We start from the raw sequence: 16,977 nt of genomic DNA, 5'->3' as shown, positions 1-16,977 counted from the left end.
ATATAAATAATTTGGAATATTGTTCTGATTATTTGTCAATTTATTGGTTGTTTATGCTGCCATTTGAAGAATAGCCCAGCTGGATTTGTGTGTTTTTGGTGATACAATTAGGACATATATCTATTACATATATGTGATAGTTTAGGTCGAACTCGGTACTATGCAACCGCACAAAATATTATAACTAAGAGAGTTTGACGTGAACCAGACTATAGATAYCTCCTCAAAAAGTGTATCGCACCGTTGGACCCAGCATGACACCCATTGGGCGCTTAGCTTGTTTGGAACCGCGGTCGGTGCCGGAATTTTGTTTCTACCCATTAACCTAGGAATGGGGGGCTTTTGGCCGCTGATTATTATGGCGGTACTAGCGTTTCCGATGACGTATATGGCGCACCGGGGTCTAGCGCGCTTTGTATTATCGTCGCGTCACAACGATGCCGATTTCACCGATGTCGTCGCAGAACATTTCGGCGCCAATGTCGGACGTATGATTTCGATGCTGTATTTCCTCTCTATTTTCCCCATTTTATTGATATACGGCGTTGGGCTGACCAACACGGTTGATAGCTTTTTAGTCAACCAACTGGGATGGGTATCACCAAATCGCGTGTTGCTGTCGGGTGTACTAGTCGCTGGTATGATTGCGATCATGTTGGGTGGTGAACGCCTGATGCTGCGTGCGTTCGCGGCGATGGTTTATCCGTTGGTTGCCATTCTGGCGTTTCTGTCTTTTTATCTTGTTCCATCGTGGCAAACGCCTAATCTCAGTTTACCGCCGATGGGTGAGCTGGGTATGAGTCTTTGGTTGGCGGTGCCTGTGGTGATTTTCTCGTTTAGCCATGCAGCGGCGATTTCTAGCTTTGCCAACATTCAGCGCCGGCATTACGGCGACGAGGCTCAAGGTAAGTCAGAGCAAATTCTTAAACGTGCCGGTATTATGCTGGTGGCTTTTGTGTTGCTGTTTGTGTTCTCGTGTGTGTTGACACTCACCCCAGCACAAATGGCAGAAGCAAAAGCACAAAATGTGTCTGTATTGTCGTATCTTGCTAATGTCACCCATAACCCGTTTATTGGTACCTTGGGGCCTTTGGTTGCTTTCATTGCGATTACTTCATCGTTTTTGGGACACTTCCTTGGCGCGCGTGAAAGTTTGAACGGCTTGGTGACGAAGCACAGTAAACTCACTTACAAAAGCGCCGACAAACTGGGCGTCATCGTGATGTTTTTTGCTATTTGGGGCTGTGCCGTGATCAACCCCAGTATCCTTGACATGATGGGTGCATTGTCTGGGCCTGTGATTGCGATGATCTTGTTCATTATGCCAACGGTTGCCGCTTACAAGGTCAAAGCCCTGGCGCAGTATCGTGGGCAAGTAGGTACTTACTTTATCTTCATCACAGGGATGCTTGCGATATCAGCATTGCTTTATAACCTGATGGGCTAATTAAGTATTCGTAATCATCCATTTAAAAAGCGCCCACTGGGCGCTTTTTGGGTTATATTTTCTAATCTATTATAAGCGGTTTTCTTATCCGATGTTCTCTGCGCATATCTCTCAGTTGTGACATATAAATGCATTTAAATCAGCCTTTAAAGTCACATTCATTTCTGTTTTCTTTGACTTTGTTTGTCAGCTTATGAATGAGCTCATATTATGTAACTGCTAGCCTATTACTTGTGGGATAAATTGATAATTATCAATCTTTGTTTGTGTGTCAGCGCCGATGATGAGGTCAATGTTCATTGATCATGAGGGCTGTTTATGACACATCCAACCGATACAGATCGGCAAGTGACATGGGGATGTTACTTGGCACTGGTATTCGCTGTGGTGTTTTTCTCGGGATTGTTACAATCCAATCAATGGTACGGCGTGTTCGACTTTACCACCTTGAATGGTTCGTTCGGACAAGTTGCGTATCAGGCCACGACTGCGACAGACGGCACGGTAGAGGTGGCAACAACATCACTTCGCGGTAAGGGCGGGAGCGGTGCGCGTGATGGTTTCATTTTTGCGTTGACCTTAATTCCTACCGTGATGTTTGCGCTGGGTATGATTGGTGTACTTGAGCACTATGGAGCGCTTGATGCCGCGCGCAAACTCTTAACGCCTCTTCTTAAACCTGTATTAGGCATTCCTGGAAATTCAGGACTAGCACTGATTGCCTCCATGCAAAGCACAGATGCTGGCGCAGCGATGACTCGTCAATTGAAAGATGAGGGTTACCTGACCAAGCGTGAAACCGATGTATTCACCATGTTTCAGTTCACGGCAGGCGCAACCATCGTCAACTTTTTTTCCTCGGGTGCGGTACTTTTTACTTTAACCATGTCAGACGGTTCGTTAGCGGTGACATCGTCAATTGGTCTTGCTATTGGCGTGATCTTCTTATTTAAGTTCATTGGTGCCAATGTCTTTCGTTTGTACCTCAATATAACTGAGGGCAAAGGACCGCAGCGAGAAAAGACACAATCCTATCAAGAGGAGCACGCATCATGACCCAGTCTTCTACCAGTAAACCGATGATCACTGACATCTTTGTCGAAGGCGCTAAGAAAGGTTGGCATATTGCAACAACATCAACCGTGCCTAATGTTGTCATGGCGTTTGTGATTATCAAAGCACTTCAAATTACCGGCCTACTGGCCTTGATGGGCGATGTGTTTGCACCTGTGATGGCTGTATTCGGATTACCCGGTGAAGCCGCCGCAGTGCTAATGGGGGCATGGATGTCGATGGGAGGCGCTGTTGGTGTCGTGATCACTTTGTTTGACCAAGGCATTCTCACCGGTACCCATATCGCTATCTTGGTTCCTGCTATTTATTTAATGGGTTCGCAAGTGCAATACATTGGCCGAGTAATGGGCCCGATTGGCACTGAAGGCCGCTACATCCCTATTATGGTCGGCATTTCTATTCTGAATGCTTTTGGCGCCATGTGGGTGATGAATCTTTTACTTTAGGAGGCATGATGACGTTTTCTTTGCAACGCTACCTAGATGAGTTGGCGCCTCTAGTCAATATCGACTGTGGCACCTTTCAACGAGAAGGTATTGAGGTGATTGCGGCCCTAATGGCCGATAAATATGAGCAAATGGCAGGATGGCATATTAAGCGAGTGGAATGTGGAGAGGCAGGGATTGGATTGGAAATTCGCAACCAGCCAACCCATCCACATATCGATGTGATGCTGATTGGTCACATGGATACGGTCTTTCCTCAGGGGACGGCGGCAGAGCGTCCCATGCATGTGGAGGACGGCTTCGCATACGGTCCCGGTGTATCAGACATGAAATCAGGCTTGCTTAATATCGTGTATGCACTGCGCGCATTGCCGCAAGCAGAACGTGATGCATTGAGCATTTGTGTCTGCATGAACCCGGATGAAGAGGTGGGTTCGATACATTCCAGTACCTGGCTTGAGTCCGTTGCTCGTGATGCACGCTATGTGCTGGTGGCAGAGGCGGCCCGCGCAGATGGTGGCTTAGTAAAAGCGCGTAAAGGCATGGCGCGTTATAAAATTGCCGTTTCAGGTCGTGCCGCTCATGCTGGTAACGAGCCAGAAAAAGGACGTAGCGCGATTACAGAGTTAGCTCATTGGCTGGTGACCCTCGATAGTATGAAAGATCTAGAGGCCGGTACCAGTATTAATGCTGGTTTGATTGAAGGTGGAGCGGGGGCGAATATTGTCGCTGCTTATGCATCGGCACTGGTTGACGTCAGGTTCTGGGACAACAATGCTTATTGCGCGCTTGATCAAGCCATTCAAGCGCGCGCCTCTCACCCTTACACCCCCGATGTCACCATTGAATTGGTTCGCGAAGCCTATAAACCAGCGATGGTGCCGACCCCTGAAACGGAACACTTGATGGGTCTTGTTGAAGCGGCAGCCTTTGAGGAAACCGTGCCTATCCATTGGAAAGCGGTGGGCGGCGGCTCCGATGCCAATAATACCGCAGCATTGGGGATCCCTAGTTTAGATGGATTTGGCCCAGTAGGAGCCAACTTCCATAGTGATGGTGAGTATTTGCAACTCGACTCCATTGAACCAAGGATCCGCTTGCTCACTCGAGTGTTATCACGTTTAGCAGAGCAAAAAACAGTCTAAACATTGCGCGGCTACAATAAGCGGTAGCCGCGATGGCGTTTCCCATCAAGTGACCATGTCATATTACAAATTAGGGGGGAAGTTGATCTGCTATAGTTGATCGACGCAGTAACACCACTTGTTATTTCTGCTTGCTCATTTACTATAAGCATTAGTACTTGCTAAATTATTGGGTGTGTATGTTACCAAAACGATTTTTCCCTATTGTTGCGCCGTTTCTGATGTCAGTGTTAATGGTGACGTTGATGACAGCGGTAATCACCGCTGTGAATACCGGGCTGAGCAGTGGGTTTGTTTGGCGTTGGTTAGAGGCCTTTATCGTTGCTTGGCCCATTGCGTTTACTATTATTTTTGTTTCGTCAAGACATGTTCAACGATTAGCTCAGTGGTTGTGTAGCCGCGAGTAAAGGGTTACAGCACGTGTAGAACCGCGCAGTTTTTACCCTGTTTTTTGGCTTGGTACATGGCTTTGTCAGCATCGATAATTTCACTGTGAGGCATGCCGCTAGGATAATAAGCAACGCCTAAACTGATCGTGACAGGCTTAGACGCGTGATTAAATAACGCTAAACTCTGTCGCGCAATCTCTTCACATAAAACCCTTGCTTGTGCCAAGGCGCCCTCTGCACTTGAGAAGTATTGGAGTATTGCAAATTCCTCGCCGCCAATACGGGCGATAATGGCATCTTTCGGCAATAGAGTTGTCGCCGTTTTAGCCACAAAACAGAGCACTTCATCCCCATGAGCATGACCAAAACCATCGTTAAATGCTTTAAAGTCATCAATATCAAAAACCATTAGTGCGATGTCGCCTCTCGTTTTATCCAAGTCATAGAGGTATTGATAAAAATACCGGCGATTGCGCAACAGCGTTAATGAGTCGGTAATGGCTTGATCTTGAAGCATATCGTTGGCTGTTTGTAGCGCGCGCGTTTTTTGTTTGACCGTTCGCTTAAGTAAGACAATGTAACTGGTAACGATAAAAATACTGATAGCGACTAAAGCAGGAAATAAATGTGTAGGGTAAACCGTTTCAACGTCATAATATACCCAGCGATTGAGTAGCTGGCGTTTAGTATCGTCATCTAACCAAGCAAATTTATTGTCTATGCGATTAAGTAATGCCGCGTTGCCTTTCGCAAATCCAGCGTGCAGCATCTCTGTATAAAGGTGCCTGACAGGGATAAAAAGGTTGTGGTTCGTGGTGGTATAAAGGTGATAATTTGCCACTTGCAGGTCGGCCACAAATGCTTGAATTTTTTCAGATAATGCCGCATCAAGCATGGCTTGGTTATTCGGGAAAAGCTGCAATGCTACGTCTGGAAAGTTAGCGCTCATAAACTCTTCTTCGTACCCGCCTTGTACCACGCCAATCTTATGTTCGGTCTCACCAGAAAGGACAAAGTCAGCAGACGTGCCCATCATGGATTGACTGAAAAATACTTGCGTATCAATGGCAAATAGAGGCGTGCCAAAATCCATGAATTGCAACCGCTCCGGTGACTGAAGGAGCCCAGCGTGCACATCAGCTTGACCGGTACGCACTAAATCGATTGACGTTTGCCAATCGGTCAATAGAAACTCGATATCATAGCCATTGCGGTCGCCAAATTCTTTCCAAAAGTCAATCAAGATCCCTCTGGGTTCTTGGTTGCTATTGAGATAAGAAAATGGACGCCATGCATGCGAATTAGCCACCTTTAAAACAGGTTTTTGTGACTCAGGTTGTTCGCTGTTATCAGAGTGAGCGCTGGGGCTTATCGATAACAACACGCCAACGCACAGTGTAAAAACAATTTGGCGGGCCAAAACATACAACGCCCCAGAATGCAGCATAAATAAACCCTGAATATGGCAATACATTAAGTGTGCGGTGGTCACCGCATCACGTCTTTATCATCAGTATATGAATAAATTCTTAACTTCTGGGATAAATTTGTCTCGTTTTCTTATAACTATAGGGTTATAAAGGTGATCGCGGCTGTTGCATAACACTGAGATTGTTCGGCTAGCCGCTTAAACGGGTGTTAACGCACGCAAAGGTCAATGAATCAAATCGCCACTTCTTAATGATAGGTATCGTGATCAGCGATCACCTGTTCTTTGATAGTTTGAAACGGATAAGATGCAAGGGCGCCAAACCCAGGTATGGCCTTCGCCTTAATTTTGGTATGAAGCGGTGACGATAGGCCGAGTAAAAAGCGCGTCATTGCCGCCGAAGTTGGCGTGCCGTCGCAAGCAGCCGCAAAGTGCTGACACCATGAGGATAACGCTTGCGCATCGATCGCCGGTAATTCTGGGCGCGGAGGTAAATGGGCGATCTCGCCTTGGCATACCGAGCAATGACCACAGGTGGTTGGTGCCGCATGATCACCAAAATAGTCGGCAAGGCGCTGACTAATACAGGTTGAAGAAGATAACAAGGTCAGTAATTGGTTGATGCGGGCAAGCTCGCTCTGTTCTTTTTTGGCAAAAAGGGCATACAGCGTCTCAGCTTGATCGTGAATATCAATCTCGTGGGTGTTCACGCCAAACACTTGTGTGGCTTGTTGTGTCGCGAGTGATAACCAACCTTGTTCGTGAAAGTACTCCAATGCAGTTAACGCGCGCTTTCTTTCTGCTCCAAAGCGTTGCCACAGTTGTTGGAAATCCATCTTGTACCAGGTTTTTGCTTTGATCGCGCATGCAAATAGCTGGGCAACAAATTCGCGTCGCTCACCATGGAATTTGGCCGTAATGGCGGCGGGTGACTCCACACACTGGAATTTCACATCGGCAAAGTAACTGTATTGGCTGGTGATCACGCCGGCCATCTCTAAATAAACGAGCAAGGTTTTAAGCGGTAAGAGCCGAATATTATATGTCCGTGAAAGACTATGGAGCATGACTTCCCATTGTTGACCGGCCTGTTGTACTTCTTCCAGTAACCCCTGAATCGCCATTTTGTCTGGCGTATCGCCGTAGATAAAATTCTCTAGTACATTCAGACTCGACTGGTTAGCGAGTACCGTGCAGGTCGCCTTGTGACCATCCCGTCCCGCGCGGCCAATTTCTTGGCTGTAGTTTTCAATCGACTTCGGCAAATCAAAATGGATGACACGGCGAATATCCGCCTTATCGACGCCCATCCCAAAGGCGATGGTCGCAACAATACATGGCGATTGGCCCGACATAAATGCCTCTTGTATCGACACGCGAACATCGTGACTCATACCGGCATGGTAAGCTGTCGCGGATATATGCTGGGATTGTAACCACTGGGCGATATTCTCCGCGGTCTGCTGCTGGGTGACATAAATGACGGTCGGCAAATCGGGGTCGGGCTTTAACTGCTCAACCAGCGCTTGCCGTTTTTGCGTCTCTTCCACGGCGACCACATTTAGATGCAGGTTAGGACGATAAAACCCCGTTAATGTGATGTTATTTGCCGGGATGGCAAACTTCGTCTGCATATCCTCAACCACAGCCGGCGTTGCGGTGGCGGTGAGAAGCAAGACTTGCGGAATATTTAATTGCTGTCGGTAAGCAGGGAGTTTGAGGTAATCAGGACGAAAATTGTGTCCCCATTCAGAGATACAATGCGCTTCATCCACCACCAATAACGAGATCGGGATAGGAGTGATAAACTGGCGAAAACGTTCGTTATTCAAACGCTCGACTGAAATCATCAGTACCTTGATGTCGCCGCGACGGACTTGATCCATCACTTGTTTGGTTTGTTCGGGTGTCTGCGTTGAATCGATGGTGGCCGCTGGGATGCCTTTGCGGGTCATAAATGCAAGTTGATCATGCATTAATGCCAGCAAAGGCGAAATCACCAATGTTAAGTGGGGCAGCTGTGTGGCCGGCAATTGATAGCATAATGATTTACCTGCACCGGTGGGAAAGATCGCACAGGCCGATTCACCTTGCATCACCTGCGAGATCACTGCTTCTTGTCCCGCACGAAATGACGAAAACCCAAAAATTTGCTCAAGTGCTTGTGCCAACATGCCGTCTTTCCCCTACTTTTAACCAAGTGTCTGTTTATGAACAGGCGGGAAAAGGTATCGGCTATGTGCCGAGGTTGCAAGCACAGGCGGTATGCGTGCGAGCGACCCCATTATCTTCAATAAGTGGGGTCGATCTTTTCTTAACGGATGCGAGAGCTATCACAGCGCCTTAATCAGTGCTGCGATCTCATCCCACCTTTGCTCATCAATCAACTTGGCGGGCACCATCCAAGTACCGCCACATGCCAGTACAGAGGGCAACGCGAGATAATCGTTCACGTTTTCTTCACTCACGCCGCCGGTTGGCATAAAGCTGACCGGGTACACCGCAGATAGCGCTTTTAACATCGCAATGCCTCCCGACGCTTCCGCGGGGAAAAACTTCAACGTATCAAGACCAAGTTCCATGGCTTGCTCGACCAAACTCGGGTTGTTGATCCCAGGGACGATGGCAATCCCACGTTGTTGGCAATGTTTTACTGTAGTGGGATTAAGCCCAGGGCTAACAATAAAATCCGCCCCAGCGTCAATCGCAGCATCGACTTGTGCAGGCGTCAGTACCGTTCCGGCACCAATCAGTAGCTCGGGATAGGCATCGCGCATTTGGCGGATAGCACTGACAGCCGCGTCGGTACGAAAGGTAATTTCGGCGCACGGTAAGCCATTGTCGACCAAGGTTTTGGCGAGTGGGACGGCATCGTCCGCATTATTAATCGCAATCACCGGCACAATGCGAATTGCCTTGAGACGTTGGTGTAGTTCAGTCATGGGATTCCCTTATAGTAAAATGCTTAATAGCGCTACGATAACAAACGCGATAGTCCCGAGCAGGGTTTCCATCACAGTCCAAGTTTTTAGCGTGGTTTTTTCATCCATTTCGAGCAAACGTGATACGAGCCAAAAACCCGAGTCGTTGAAATGCGATAAAACGGTTGCTCCACCTGCAATCGCAATGACAATAAAACATAAATCGAGTTGAGATAAACCCACAGTATGCGACACGGTGGGCGCAATGAGTGCGGCCGTGGTGGTGAGTGCGACGGTGGCGGATCCTTGTGCAACGCGCAAGCAGGTGGCAATCACGAATGCGGCCAAAATGATTGGCATACCCGTGTCTGATAGCATGGTGGCAAGTGCCTGACCGATACCGCTCGCGCGCAAAACACCCCCAAACATGCCGCCGGCGCCGGTCACCAAAATGACGGCACAAATTGGTGCTAACGAATCAGAGCACAGCTTTTCCATTTTACTCTTACCCAGCTTTTGGCCGAAGACCAGCAAACAGGTCAATAGGGTGATGAGCAGTGCAACCGGTGTTTTACCCAGCATACGCAGAAAACCAACCCATGGGTTTTCGCCGTCAACGATACCTGCAACACTGAGTGCGTTTAAGCCTGTGTCGAGGAAAATTAGCATGACAGGTAGGAGTAAGATCATCAGCACCGTAGAAAAGGTGGGATGGTCCTTTTTGTTTTTAAACATCACTTCTGTATTTAAAAACGCCTTCGCAAGGGGAATATTGAATTTCTTGCCGGCATACAAACCAAATAAATAACCGCCTAGATACCAAGTGGGTAGCGAAACCAGTAGCCCAACGACCAAGAGAAGACCCATATCTGCGCCGAGTAAATCTGAGGCCGCAACGGGGCCGGGGTGCGGGGGAACGAAGGTATGCATAACCGCAAATGCACCCGCGACGGGTAGGGCATACTTTATCGGTGAGCCACCTAAACGTTTCGCGACACTAAACATAATGGGCATCATCACAATCAGCCCCGCATCAAAGAAGATCGGAAAGCCAAATAGTAGAGAAGCGATACCCAGTGCAAACGGAGCACGGGCTTCGCCAAAGCGGTCGATCAGCGTATCGGCCAATACATTTGCACCACCGGTGACTTCGAGAATTTTACCAATCATGGCGCCGAGCCCAACGAGCAAGGCGACCGACGCCAGGGTGCCGCCAAACCCTGTCATCATGGCCGGCACTACCTTATCGGTAGGGATCCCCGTGGCCAAAGCAGTGATTAAGCTGACCAATGTGAGTGATGCAAACGCATGCACCTTAAGTTTCATTATCAGTAGTAATAACAACGCGATAGCGCCCAATGCTATCAAGAGTAAAGTAGTGGGTTCAGGGCTTTGTGCGAGTAGTTCCATGGCTCACCTCTTCCGACCAGGATGTTTGTGTTAAACTTCACAAATCTCAACGTTACCGGTAACATGTTACCGGTAACCACACTAAGATAAAGACAATTATTGAATGCGTTATCAAAAATGAGATCTGGTTAAAATCTCGCTAAGGAGTGGGTATGGCAATTGGCAGTGTGATTGTGATGGGCGTCAGTGGCTCGGGGAAAAGCACCCTTGGCGCAAAGTTGGCACAGCGCTTAGGGGCAAAGTTTATTGATGGAGACGACTTACACCCGCGTGCGAATATCGAAAAAATGGCGACGGGTAAGCCGCTTGATGATCATGACCGAACTCCCTGGCTGGGCCGGATTAGCGATGCCGCTTTTAGTTTGGAGCATAAACATGAATATGGCGTGATTGTGTGTTCAGCCTTAAAGCGCCGCTATCGAGACCAGATCCGAGATGGCAATCAGAACGTTACCTTTTTGTTTTTGGACGGAGATTATGCGTTGATCCTCGCAAGGCTTCGAGCGCGCAAAGGGCATTTTATGAAAACCCATATGCTGGATAGCCAGTTTGCCACGTTGGAGGTGCCGGGTGACGATGAGCCTGATGTGGTCCGAGTCGGCATTGATGCAGACATTGATACTGTGGTGACACGTGCAGTGAACGCTTTAAAAGACAAGGAGGATGCCGAATGACACATCCGACATTGATGGCAGTGACAGAGGCGTTATGCCAGCGCAGCCAACCGACGCGCATCGCGTTTTTGCATCGGACTCAACAGCAAGCCGATACCGGGAAAGCGCGTACCAGTCTGTCTTGCGGTAACATGGCGCATGCGGTGGCGGCGTCGTGCCAACAAGACAAACAGCACATGCTGGATATGACCACCGCCAATGTGGCGATTATCAGCGCCTATAACGATATGCTGAGCGCGCACGCGCCCTATGCTGACTACCCTGATCAGATCAAAGCCGCTTTGCTGCCGTTAGGTCATACCGCGCAAGTGGCAGGTTGTGTGCCTGCGATGTGTGATGGAGTGACCCAAGGCCAACCGGGAATGGAAATATCGTTGTTTTCACGTGATGTGATTGCACAGGCGACTGCGATATCGCTGAGTCACAATGTGTATGACGCAACATTATTGCTGGGTGTATGCGATAAAATTGCACCGGGACAATTGATGGGCGCGCTGGCCTACGCCCATTTACCTACCTTATTTATTCCCTCCGGCCCAATGACAACGGGCACCAGCAATGATCAAAAAGTGGCGGTGCGTCAAGCCTATGCGGCAGGCGAAGTAGGCAAAGACGCACTACTCGCCATGGAATGTCAGGCTTATCACAGCCCGGGAACCTGCACCTTCTATGGCACGGCCAATACCAATCAACTGGTGCTCGAGGCGATGGGATTAATCTTACCTGGCGCTGCTTTTGTCCCACCAGATTCAGCGTTGCGCCAAGCGTTGACTTGCTATGCAGCGACAGCGTTAGCCTCTCAGTGTGCCGGAAGTGCAACTTACCGATCATTAGCCGATGTGGTGACTGAAAAAAGCGTGGTGAATGGTGTGGTTGCGTTGTTGGCTTCAGGCGGCAGCACCAATCATACCATCCATTTGGTGGCCATGGCGCGAGCAGCAGGGATTATCCTAACGTGGGAAGATATTGATGCGCTCTCTCGTATAGTGCCCTTGCTGACTCGAGTCTACCCCAATGGGCCGGCCGATATTAATGCCTTTGAAGCGGCCGGAGGCGTACCGACTTTAATGGCTCACTTACATGCGCTAGGGTTATTGCATGCCGATACCTTGCCTGCCGTCGGCCAATTTAGCGACCAGCTGACCACACCACGATTAGATCAGGGGCAGCTTGTTTGGGAAACCGCCACCCCATCAACCGACACAGCGGTCATTGCCCAGCCCGGTTTACACTTCAGTGCAACTAGTGGTTTGCGCATGCTGTCTGGCAATATGGGTAACGCGGTGATCAAAGTCTCAGCGGTTGATCCCGCGCATCGCGTAGTTTGTGCGCCCGCACGGGTGTTTGAGTGTCAGCACGAGGTCGAGCAGGCCTATCAACGCGGTGAGCTCAACCAAGATGTGATTGTGGTGGTGCGTTTTAATGGCCCTGCTGCTAATGGGATGCCAGAGCTCCATAAACTCATGCCTATTCTCGGCAATGTGCAAAAAATGGGTTATCAGGTCGCACTGGTAACAGATGGCCGGTTATCCGGCGCGTCAGGCAAAGTCCCTGCGGCCTTGCATGTCTGCCCGGAAGCCATGCATGGCGGTGCGTTGGCGTCCATTCAAGACGGCGATCTGATCACATTGGACGCGAATACTGGCGTATTGACCTGCCATGCTGACTTATCTCAACGATATGTAGCTAATACGCCTCAAGCTGCTACAACCTGGGGACGTGATTTGTTTGCTGCGGCGCGTCAGCAGGTGTCTCGCGCCGATGAAGGAGCGACGTATCTATTTCCGTGATCGCTCGGTCAACCGTGATGGTTACAAGCTGCCACCGTCTGTGATGGTGTGTGGGATAGCATGCACTTTTTCGGTGATAGTTTCACCGCTTAATGCTTGAATCAAAAGTGTCGCGCTGCGCTCACCGATTAACTCTCGGGGCGTCGCGACACTGGTGAGTCTTGGGCTGACCACAGTGCCAATATCCAACGCATTGTAGCCGACAATGCTAAGCGTTTTAGGTACCTCAATGTCCTGCTGTTTACAGGCAAGTAACGCACCGACGGCGAGGTCATCATTGGTACAAAACAGCCCGTCACAATCTGGATACTGAGCCAAGGTTTGGTTAAGTAAGGTCTCGCCTAAGCTGAATGAAGAATGCTCCTCGGTGGCAACACAGCGAGGAGTGAGTCCTGCCTGTGTCATCGCGCGTTCGTACCCTTTTTGCCGCAGCTGAGTGCGGGTATCCAGACGAGCCGCCAAATACACAATCTGCGTTTTATCTTTGTTGATCATCGTTTGAACTGCATCATAAGCGGCTTGCTCATGATCAAGCCCAACTGCCATATCAATCGGCGTTTCTGGAAGCTCCATGGTTTCTACCACAGGAATGGCGGCGGTTTTTAACATTTGTAACGTACGTGGGGTGTGGTTAGTTTCAGTGAGGATTAAGCCATCCACTTGATAAGAGAGCAAAGAGGCAATTTTCTCTTCCTCTGCCTGCTCGCTATAGCCAGCGTGTGTAATCAAAATGTCGTAGCCATGTGCCTTAGTCACGCGTTCAATGCCCTGGACTAAATGAGCAAAGACTTGGTTAGACAATGAAGGAAGCACAATTCCAATGGCTTTGCTCGATGATTTAGATAACATCGCGGGCACACGATTTTGTATGTATCCCAATTCTTCAATCACCGCCGCAATCTTGTCGCGTGTCGCAGGGGCGACTGACTCCGGATTGCGCATATAGCGCGAGACTGTCATTTTGGTCATCCCGACGCGGTCAGCAATATCTTGTAAGGTGGCCCGGTTTCTTTTTTCTGTCATCTCATGCACTAGCCGAAAATGTTACATGTAACATTAGAGCAATCTGACCGCCGATTAGCAAGAAAAACTGGTAGGTGGAATTAGGTCTTTATTGAGAACGCACACTGACGATTTTGAATTAAGGCGCCACTTTACCGCGCAAAGACTTAGTCTGGCTCTTACGCTTTTTGGATTCTACGCGGCGACGTTGTGACGCTTTGGTTGGCCGAGTTGGCTTGCGTTTTTTCTGCTCCACCATCGCGCTTTTAATTAGCGCAGCGAGGCGTTCTAACGCGTCTTCTCGGTTTAGCTCTTGGGTGCGGTAGTTTTGCGCTTTTATCACCACGACGCCGTCTTTGGAGATGCGTGAATCGGACAGTGTCATTAAGCGTGCTTTGTAGGCATCAGGCAGTGACGAGGCGTGAATATCAAAGCGCAAATGAATGGCACTCGACACTTTATTGACGTTTTGTCCGCCTTTCCCAGCGGCGCGGATGGCCGTGAGCTCGATTTCACTGTCGGGAATCGCTACTTTGTTGGATAGAGTCAGCATACGGCCTCAAATATTAACAAGAGGCGCGCAGTGTACATAGCATTAGGCCTGTGGCGCAAATAAGCCAGCAGGCCGAGTCTTTTTGAGTCGTTAATCGGCACTTTAGGATAAATCAAATACCAGTGTTTGGCTGATTTCGTTGCCGACATTACTAAAGGTGATGTGACGGATATCTTCGACTTTCGCGCCATCACCGGGAGAAAGAGATGTGTTTTCAACCTTAAGAGTGCCCGCGACTTGATGCACATAGGCGTTGCGTCCTGCCTCCAAAGCGAAGGTAACAGACTCACTCGGCGCCAAGATAAGTTGCAGCAAACGTGCCTCTTGTTTTATTTTTAACGAGCCATTCTCACCCGTTGGCGTCGCAATGACGGTAAAGCCGGGTTGGTTGCCAAAATCTTTTTGCTGATAGCCCGGCTCTCCGCCTCTTTCGTTAGGTTCAATCCAAATCTGTAAAAAACGCAATGGCTGGGATGACGAGGCATTATATTCACTGTGATAAATACCACGCCCAGCCGACATCAGCTGGAACTCGCCAGCGGGTAGAGTTTGTCGGTTGCCTTGACTGTCTTTGTGTTCTATTGCTCCTTCCAGCACCAGACTGATGATTTCCATATCACGGTGTCCATGGGTATCAAAGCCCGCGCCGGGCGAAACGATATCATCATTGATCACACGTAGTGCAGAGAAGCCCATATGATGGGCATCGTAATAGCTACCAAATGAAAAGGTATGGCGGCTTTGTAGCCAACCAAAGTTGGCCTGACCGCGATCGCTGGCATGACGTACTGTAATCATAACGCTTCTCCTCACTGATTCGATGTTGAACAGCGGTGACGCTGAATAATAGATGCAGTGTAGAAACAAAAACGCCGTGCGAACACGGCGTAATCTTGTGCATCTTGTTTTAAAACATTGAACGAGTATTGTGCAGGAGAAATAGCACGCATCAGATAATGTACTAAAGCTTAAATGTTTCCATGCGTGTTTTTAAGTTATGCGCAAGATTGCTGATTTGGTCACAGGCAATCGCTGTTTGCGTTGCCCCCTCGGCCATTTCCGTTGAGGCACTATTAATGTTCTCAACGCTGCGGTTAAGCTCGTTAGAGACAGAGCTTTGCTCACTGCAGGCGGTAGCAATTTGGGTACTGCGTTGGGCGATATCATCAACAGAGACTTCAATTTCCCGCATTTGTTCGCCGGTATCGCTGACCGTTTCTACACATTGCGTAATGCCTGCTTGGCATTCATGGCTGGATTCGCGGACCTTAGTCGTGTTTATTTGCAGTGTCTCGATGGTATTAACGATTTGCTCGGTCGATTCTTGAGTACGCTGTGCCAGTGAGCGAACCTCATCGGCTACCACAGCAAACCCTCGGCCTTGCTCACCGGCACGGGCTGCTTCTATCGCCGCATTCAAAGCAAGTAAATTAGTCTGCTCGGCAATACCACGAATCACATCAACCACGACATTAATGTCTTCGGAGCTTGTTTTAAGTTGCTCTGTTAACGTCTCTGAGTCTTGCATCAATCTAGATACGCGTTCAATAATGCTAATCGCATCGGCTAATGAACCACTCCCTTTTTTTGCTATATCTGCTGCCGAATGCGCTGATGTTGCGCCTTCTTCGGTATTTTGTGCCACTTCACTGACAGCGGCTTGCATCTGGGTCATCGCTGACGCCACCGATCCAAGCTCTTGCTGCTGGTTTTGCATACCTGACGCATTTTGAGATGAAATCGCACTCACTTCTTCAACGGCGGCAGTTAACTGAATAGTAGAATCGTTAATTTCTGATACCAATCCGTGAAGATTGTTTTGCATCGTCACCAATTCTTTGAGTAAGGAGCCAAGCTCATCTTTGGACAAGTCCTTTTCATCAAATTTGTTGTTGAGCTGACCTTTGGCAATACTCGATGCAAACGCGAGCGCTTTACCGACTGGGCGAGAGATAGCGCGAGAAAGCAGAATAGATGCAGCCATAATTACTAAAATAATCACAAGTGTTCCAATGGCTGCATTTATCTGAGCGGCGGTTGCTGCACTCTGGGCTTCTGCCCCAATTTGCTTTACTAAGTCATCGTTTAGTTCGAGTGTGTTATCCAAGCTTTTTAGCGCATCGGAATAGGTCCCAAAACTGGCTAACACGACTTCATTCGCTTTGTCAGGATCGTCATTTCTTAAAAGCTGGTTATAAGACTGGGTTTCCTTAATGTACTGATTCCAGGTTTTCTTAAACACATTAAATGATTGTTTCTCTTGTGATGTGAGGTCCAGAGCTTGATAAGCTTTGATCCCAGCTTGTACATCGGCACGCCATTGGTCGAGATCGTTTAACCATTGCGATATTTTTGGGTTACCGCTGTTTGGTAGCAGTGAAAATTCATGTTTTCGGACTTTGGTGATGTCGACCTGGATGCCTTTTAATATTGATACCGAGGGGAGACTTTTGTTTGAAAGTTGTGTGATGTCTTTACTTATCGTGGATAGGCCGAGCATAAACATGATGGCAACGGAGGCAAAAACGATAAAAACGGCAATAAAACTGAGCCCTATTTTTTTGACAACACTAAGATCTTTCATCATCTGCTTTCCTGTTCATCGCGCTTATGAACTAGCGCAAAGGTGTTTTGTAACAACATTAAGCTAAGCGTAGACGATTTAGATGATAAAAATATTATTAATTGTGAGAGAAG

Annotated in this window: 15 protein-coding genes; 7 read left to right on the top strand and 8 right to left on the bottom strand. The window is 48.5% G+C overall.

Annotation, left to right across the window (positions count from 1 at the left end; translation table 11 throughout):
* Nucleotides 1-199: 199 nt before the first annotated feature.
* The 5 genes from BZG80_RS14290 to BZG80_RS14270 all read left to right on the top strand — a co-directional run bounded on the left by BZG80_RS14290 (nt 200) and on the right by BZG80_RS14270 (nt 4,519).
* Nucleotides 200-1,447, top strand: coding sequence for an aromatic amino acid transport family protein (locus tag BZG80_RS14290; protein ID WP_077679665.1), 1,248 nt, complete (start codon nt 200-202; stop codon nt 1,445-1,447).
* A gap of 318 nt (nt 1,448-1,765) precedes the next feature.
* On the top strand, nt 1,766-2,503 hold the full coding sequence (locus BZG80_RS14285; protein WP_021022977.1) for a nucleoside recognition domain-containing protein: 738 nt from the start codon (nt 1,766-1,768) through the stop codon (nt 2,501-2,503).
* Nucleotides 2,500-2,967, top strand: a complete 468-nt coding sequence (locus BZG80_RS14280) for a YjiG family protein (protein ID WP_021022978.1) — start codon at nt 2,500-2,502, stop codon at nt 2,965-2,967. Before BZG80_RS14285 ends, BZG80_RS14280 begins: the two co-directional genes overlap by 4 nt.
* 8 nt (nt 2,968-2,975) lie before the next feature.
* Nucleotides 2,976-4,112 (top strand): M20 family metallopeptidase, encoded by a 1,137-nt coding sequence (locus tag BZG80_RS14275; RefSeq protein ID WP_021022979.1) that lies wholly within the window; start codon nt 2,976-2,978, stop codon nt 4,110-4,112.
* 179 nt (nt 4,113-4,291) lie between these two features.
* Complete coding sequence (locus BZG80_RS14270) at nt 4,292-4,519, top strand: DUF2798 domain-containing protein (RefSeq protein ID WP_021022980.1); 228 nt, start codon at nt 4,292-4,294, stop codon at nt 4,517-4,519.
* A gap of 4 nt (nt 4,520-4,523) precedes the next feature.
* Here the strand turns inward: BZG80_RS14270 and BZG80_RS14265 are convergent, their stop codons facing one another.
* The 4 genes from BZG80_RS14265 to BZG80_RS14250 all read right to left on the bottom strand — a co-directional run bounded on the left by BZG80_RS14265 (nt 4,524) and on the right by BZG80_RS14250 (nt 10,261).
* Nucleotides 4,524-5,948, bottom strand: a complete 1,425-nt coding sequence (locus BZG80_RS14265) for a transporter substrate-binding domain-containing diguanylate cyclase (protein ID WP_198532318.1) — start codon at nt 5,946-5,948, stop codon at nt 4,524-4,526.
* Between the two features lie 230 nt (nt 5,949-6,178).
* Entirely contained in the window at nt 6,179-8,104 is a 1,926-nt protein-coding gene (locus BZG80_RS14260) for a RecQ family ATP-dependent DNA helicase (protein WP_077576115.1), read from the bottom strand.
* A gap of 159 nt (nt 8,105-8,263) precedes the next feature.
* Nucleotides 8,264-8,872 carry a bifunctional 4-hydroxy-2-oxoglutarate aldolase/2-dehydro-3-deoxy-phosphogluconate aldolase gene (locus tag BZG80_RS14255; protein WP_077679664.1) on the bottom strand — a complete coding sequence of 203 codons (609 nt, stop codon included), beginning with the start codon at nt 8,870-8,872 and terminating at the stop codon, nt 8,264-8,266.
* Between the two features lie 9 nt (nt 8,873-8,881).
* The gene (locus BZG80_RS14250) at nt 8,882-10,261 is read right to left on the bottom strand and encodes a GntP family permease (RefSeq protein ID WP_077679663.1); all 1,380 of its coding nucleotides are present in this window, start codon (nt 10,259-10,261) and stop codon (nt 8,882-8,884) included.
* A gap of 152 nt (nt 10,262-10,413) precedes the next feature.
* On the opposite strand from BZG80_RS14250, the gene BZG80_RS14245 reads away from it, so the two are divergent.
* Nucleotides 10,414-10,935, top strand: a complete 522-nt coding sequence (locus tag BZG80_RS14245; protein WP_077576110.1) for a gluconokinase — start codon at nt 10,414-10,416, stop codon at nt 10,933-10,935.
* Nucleotides 10,932-12,725 (top strand): phosphogluconate dehydratase, encoded by a 1,794-nt coding sequence (gene edd, locus BZG80_RS14240; RefSeq protein WP_077679662.1) that lies wholly within the window; start codon nt 10,932-10,934, stop codon nt 12,723-12,725. The genes BZG80_RS14245 and edd overlap by 4 nt, the downstream gene beginning before the upstream one ends.
* Nucleotides 12,726-12,746: 21 nt before the next feature.
* Here the strand turns inward: edd and BZG80_RS14235 are convergent, their stop codons facing one another.
* From BZG80_RS14235 to BZG80_RS14220, 4 genes are all read right to left on the bottom strand, one after another.
* Complete coding sequence (locus tag BZG80_RS14235; RefSeq protein ID WP_077460904.1) at nt 12,747-13,748, bottom strand: substrate-binding domain-containing protein; 1,002 nt, start codon at nt 13,746-13,748, stop codon at nt 12,747-12,749.
* Nucleotides 13,749-13,866: 118 nt separating this feature from the next.
* Nucleotides 13,867-14,280, bottom strand: a complete 414-nt coding sequence (gene arfB / locus BZG80_RS14230; protein WP_021022988.1) for an alternative ribosome rescue aminoacyl-tRNA hydrolase ArfB — start codon at nt 14,278-14,280, stop codon at nt 13,867-13,869.
* Between the two features lie 102 nt (nt 14,281-14,382).
* A complete protein-coding gene (locus tag BZG80_RS14225) occupies nt 14,383-15,078 on the bottom strand; it encodes a pirin family protein (protein WP_077679661.1) in 696 nt (231 codons plus the stop codon).
* Between the two features lie 163 nt (nt 15,079-15,241).
* Complete coding sequence (locus BZG80_RS14220) at nt 15,242-16,867, bottom strand: HAMP domain-containing methyl-accepting chemotaxis protein (RefSeq protein WP_077679660.1); 1,626 nt, start codon at nt 16,865-16,867, stop codon at nt 15,242-15,244.
* Nucleotides 16,868-16,977: the final 110 nt, after the last annotated feature.

This window comes from Salinivibrio sp. MA440, from assembly GCF_001996265.1.
GTDB classification, from domain to species: domain Bacteria; phylum Pseudomonadota; class Gammaproteobacteria; order Enterobacterales; family Vibrionaceae; genus Salinivibrio; species Salinivibrio costicola.
This window is presented reverse-complemented; position numbering and strand designations above follow the sequence as displayed.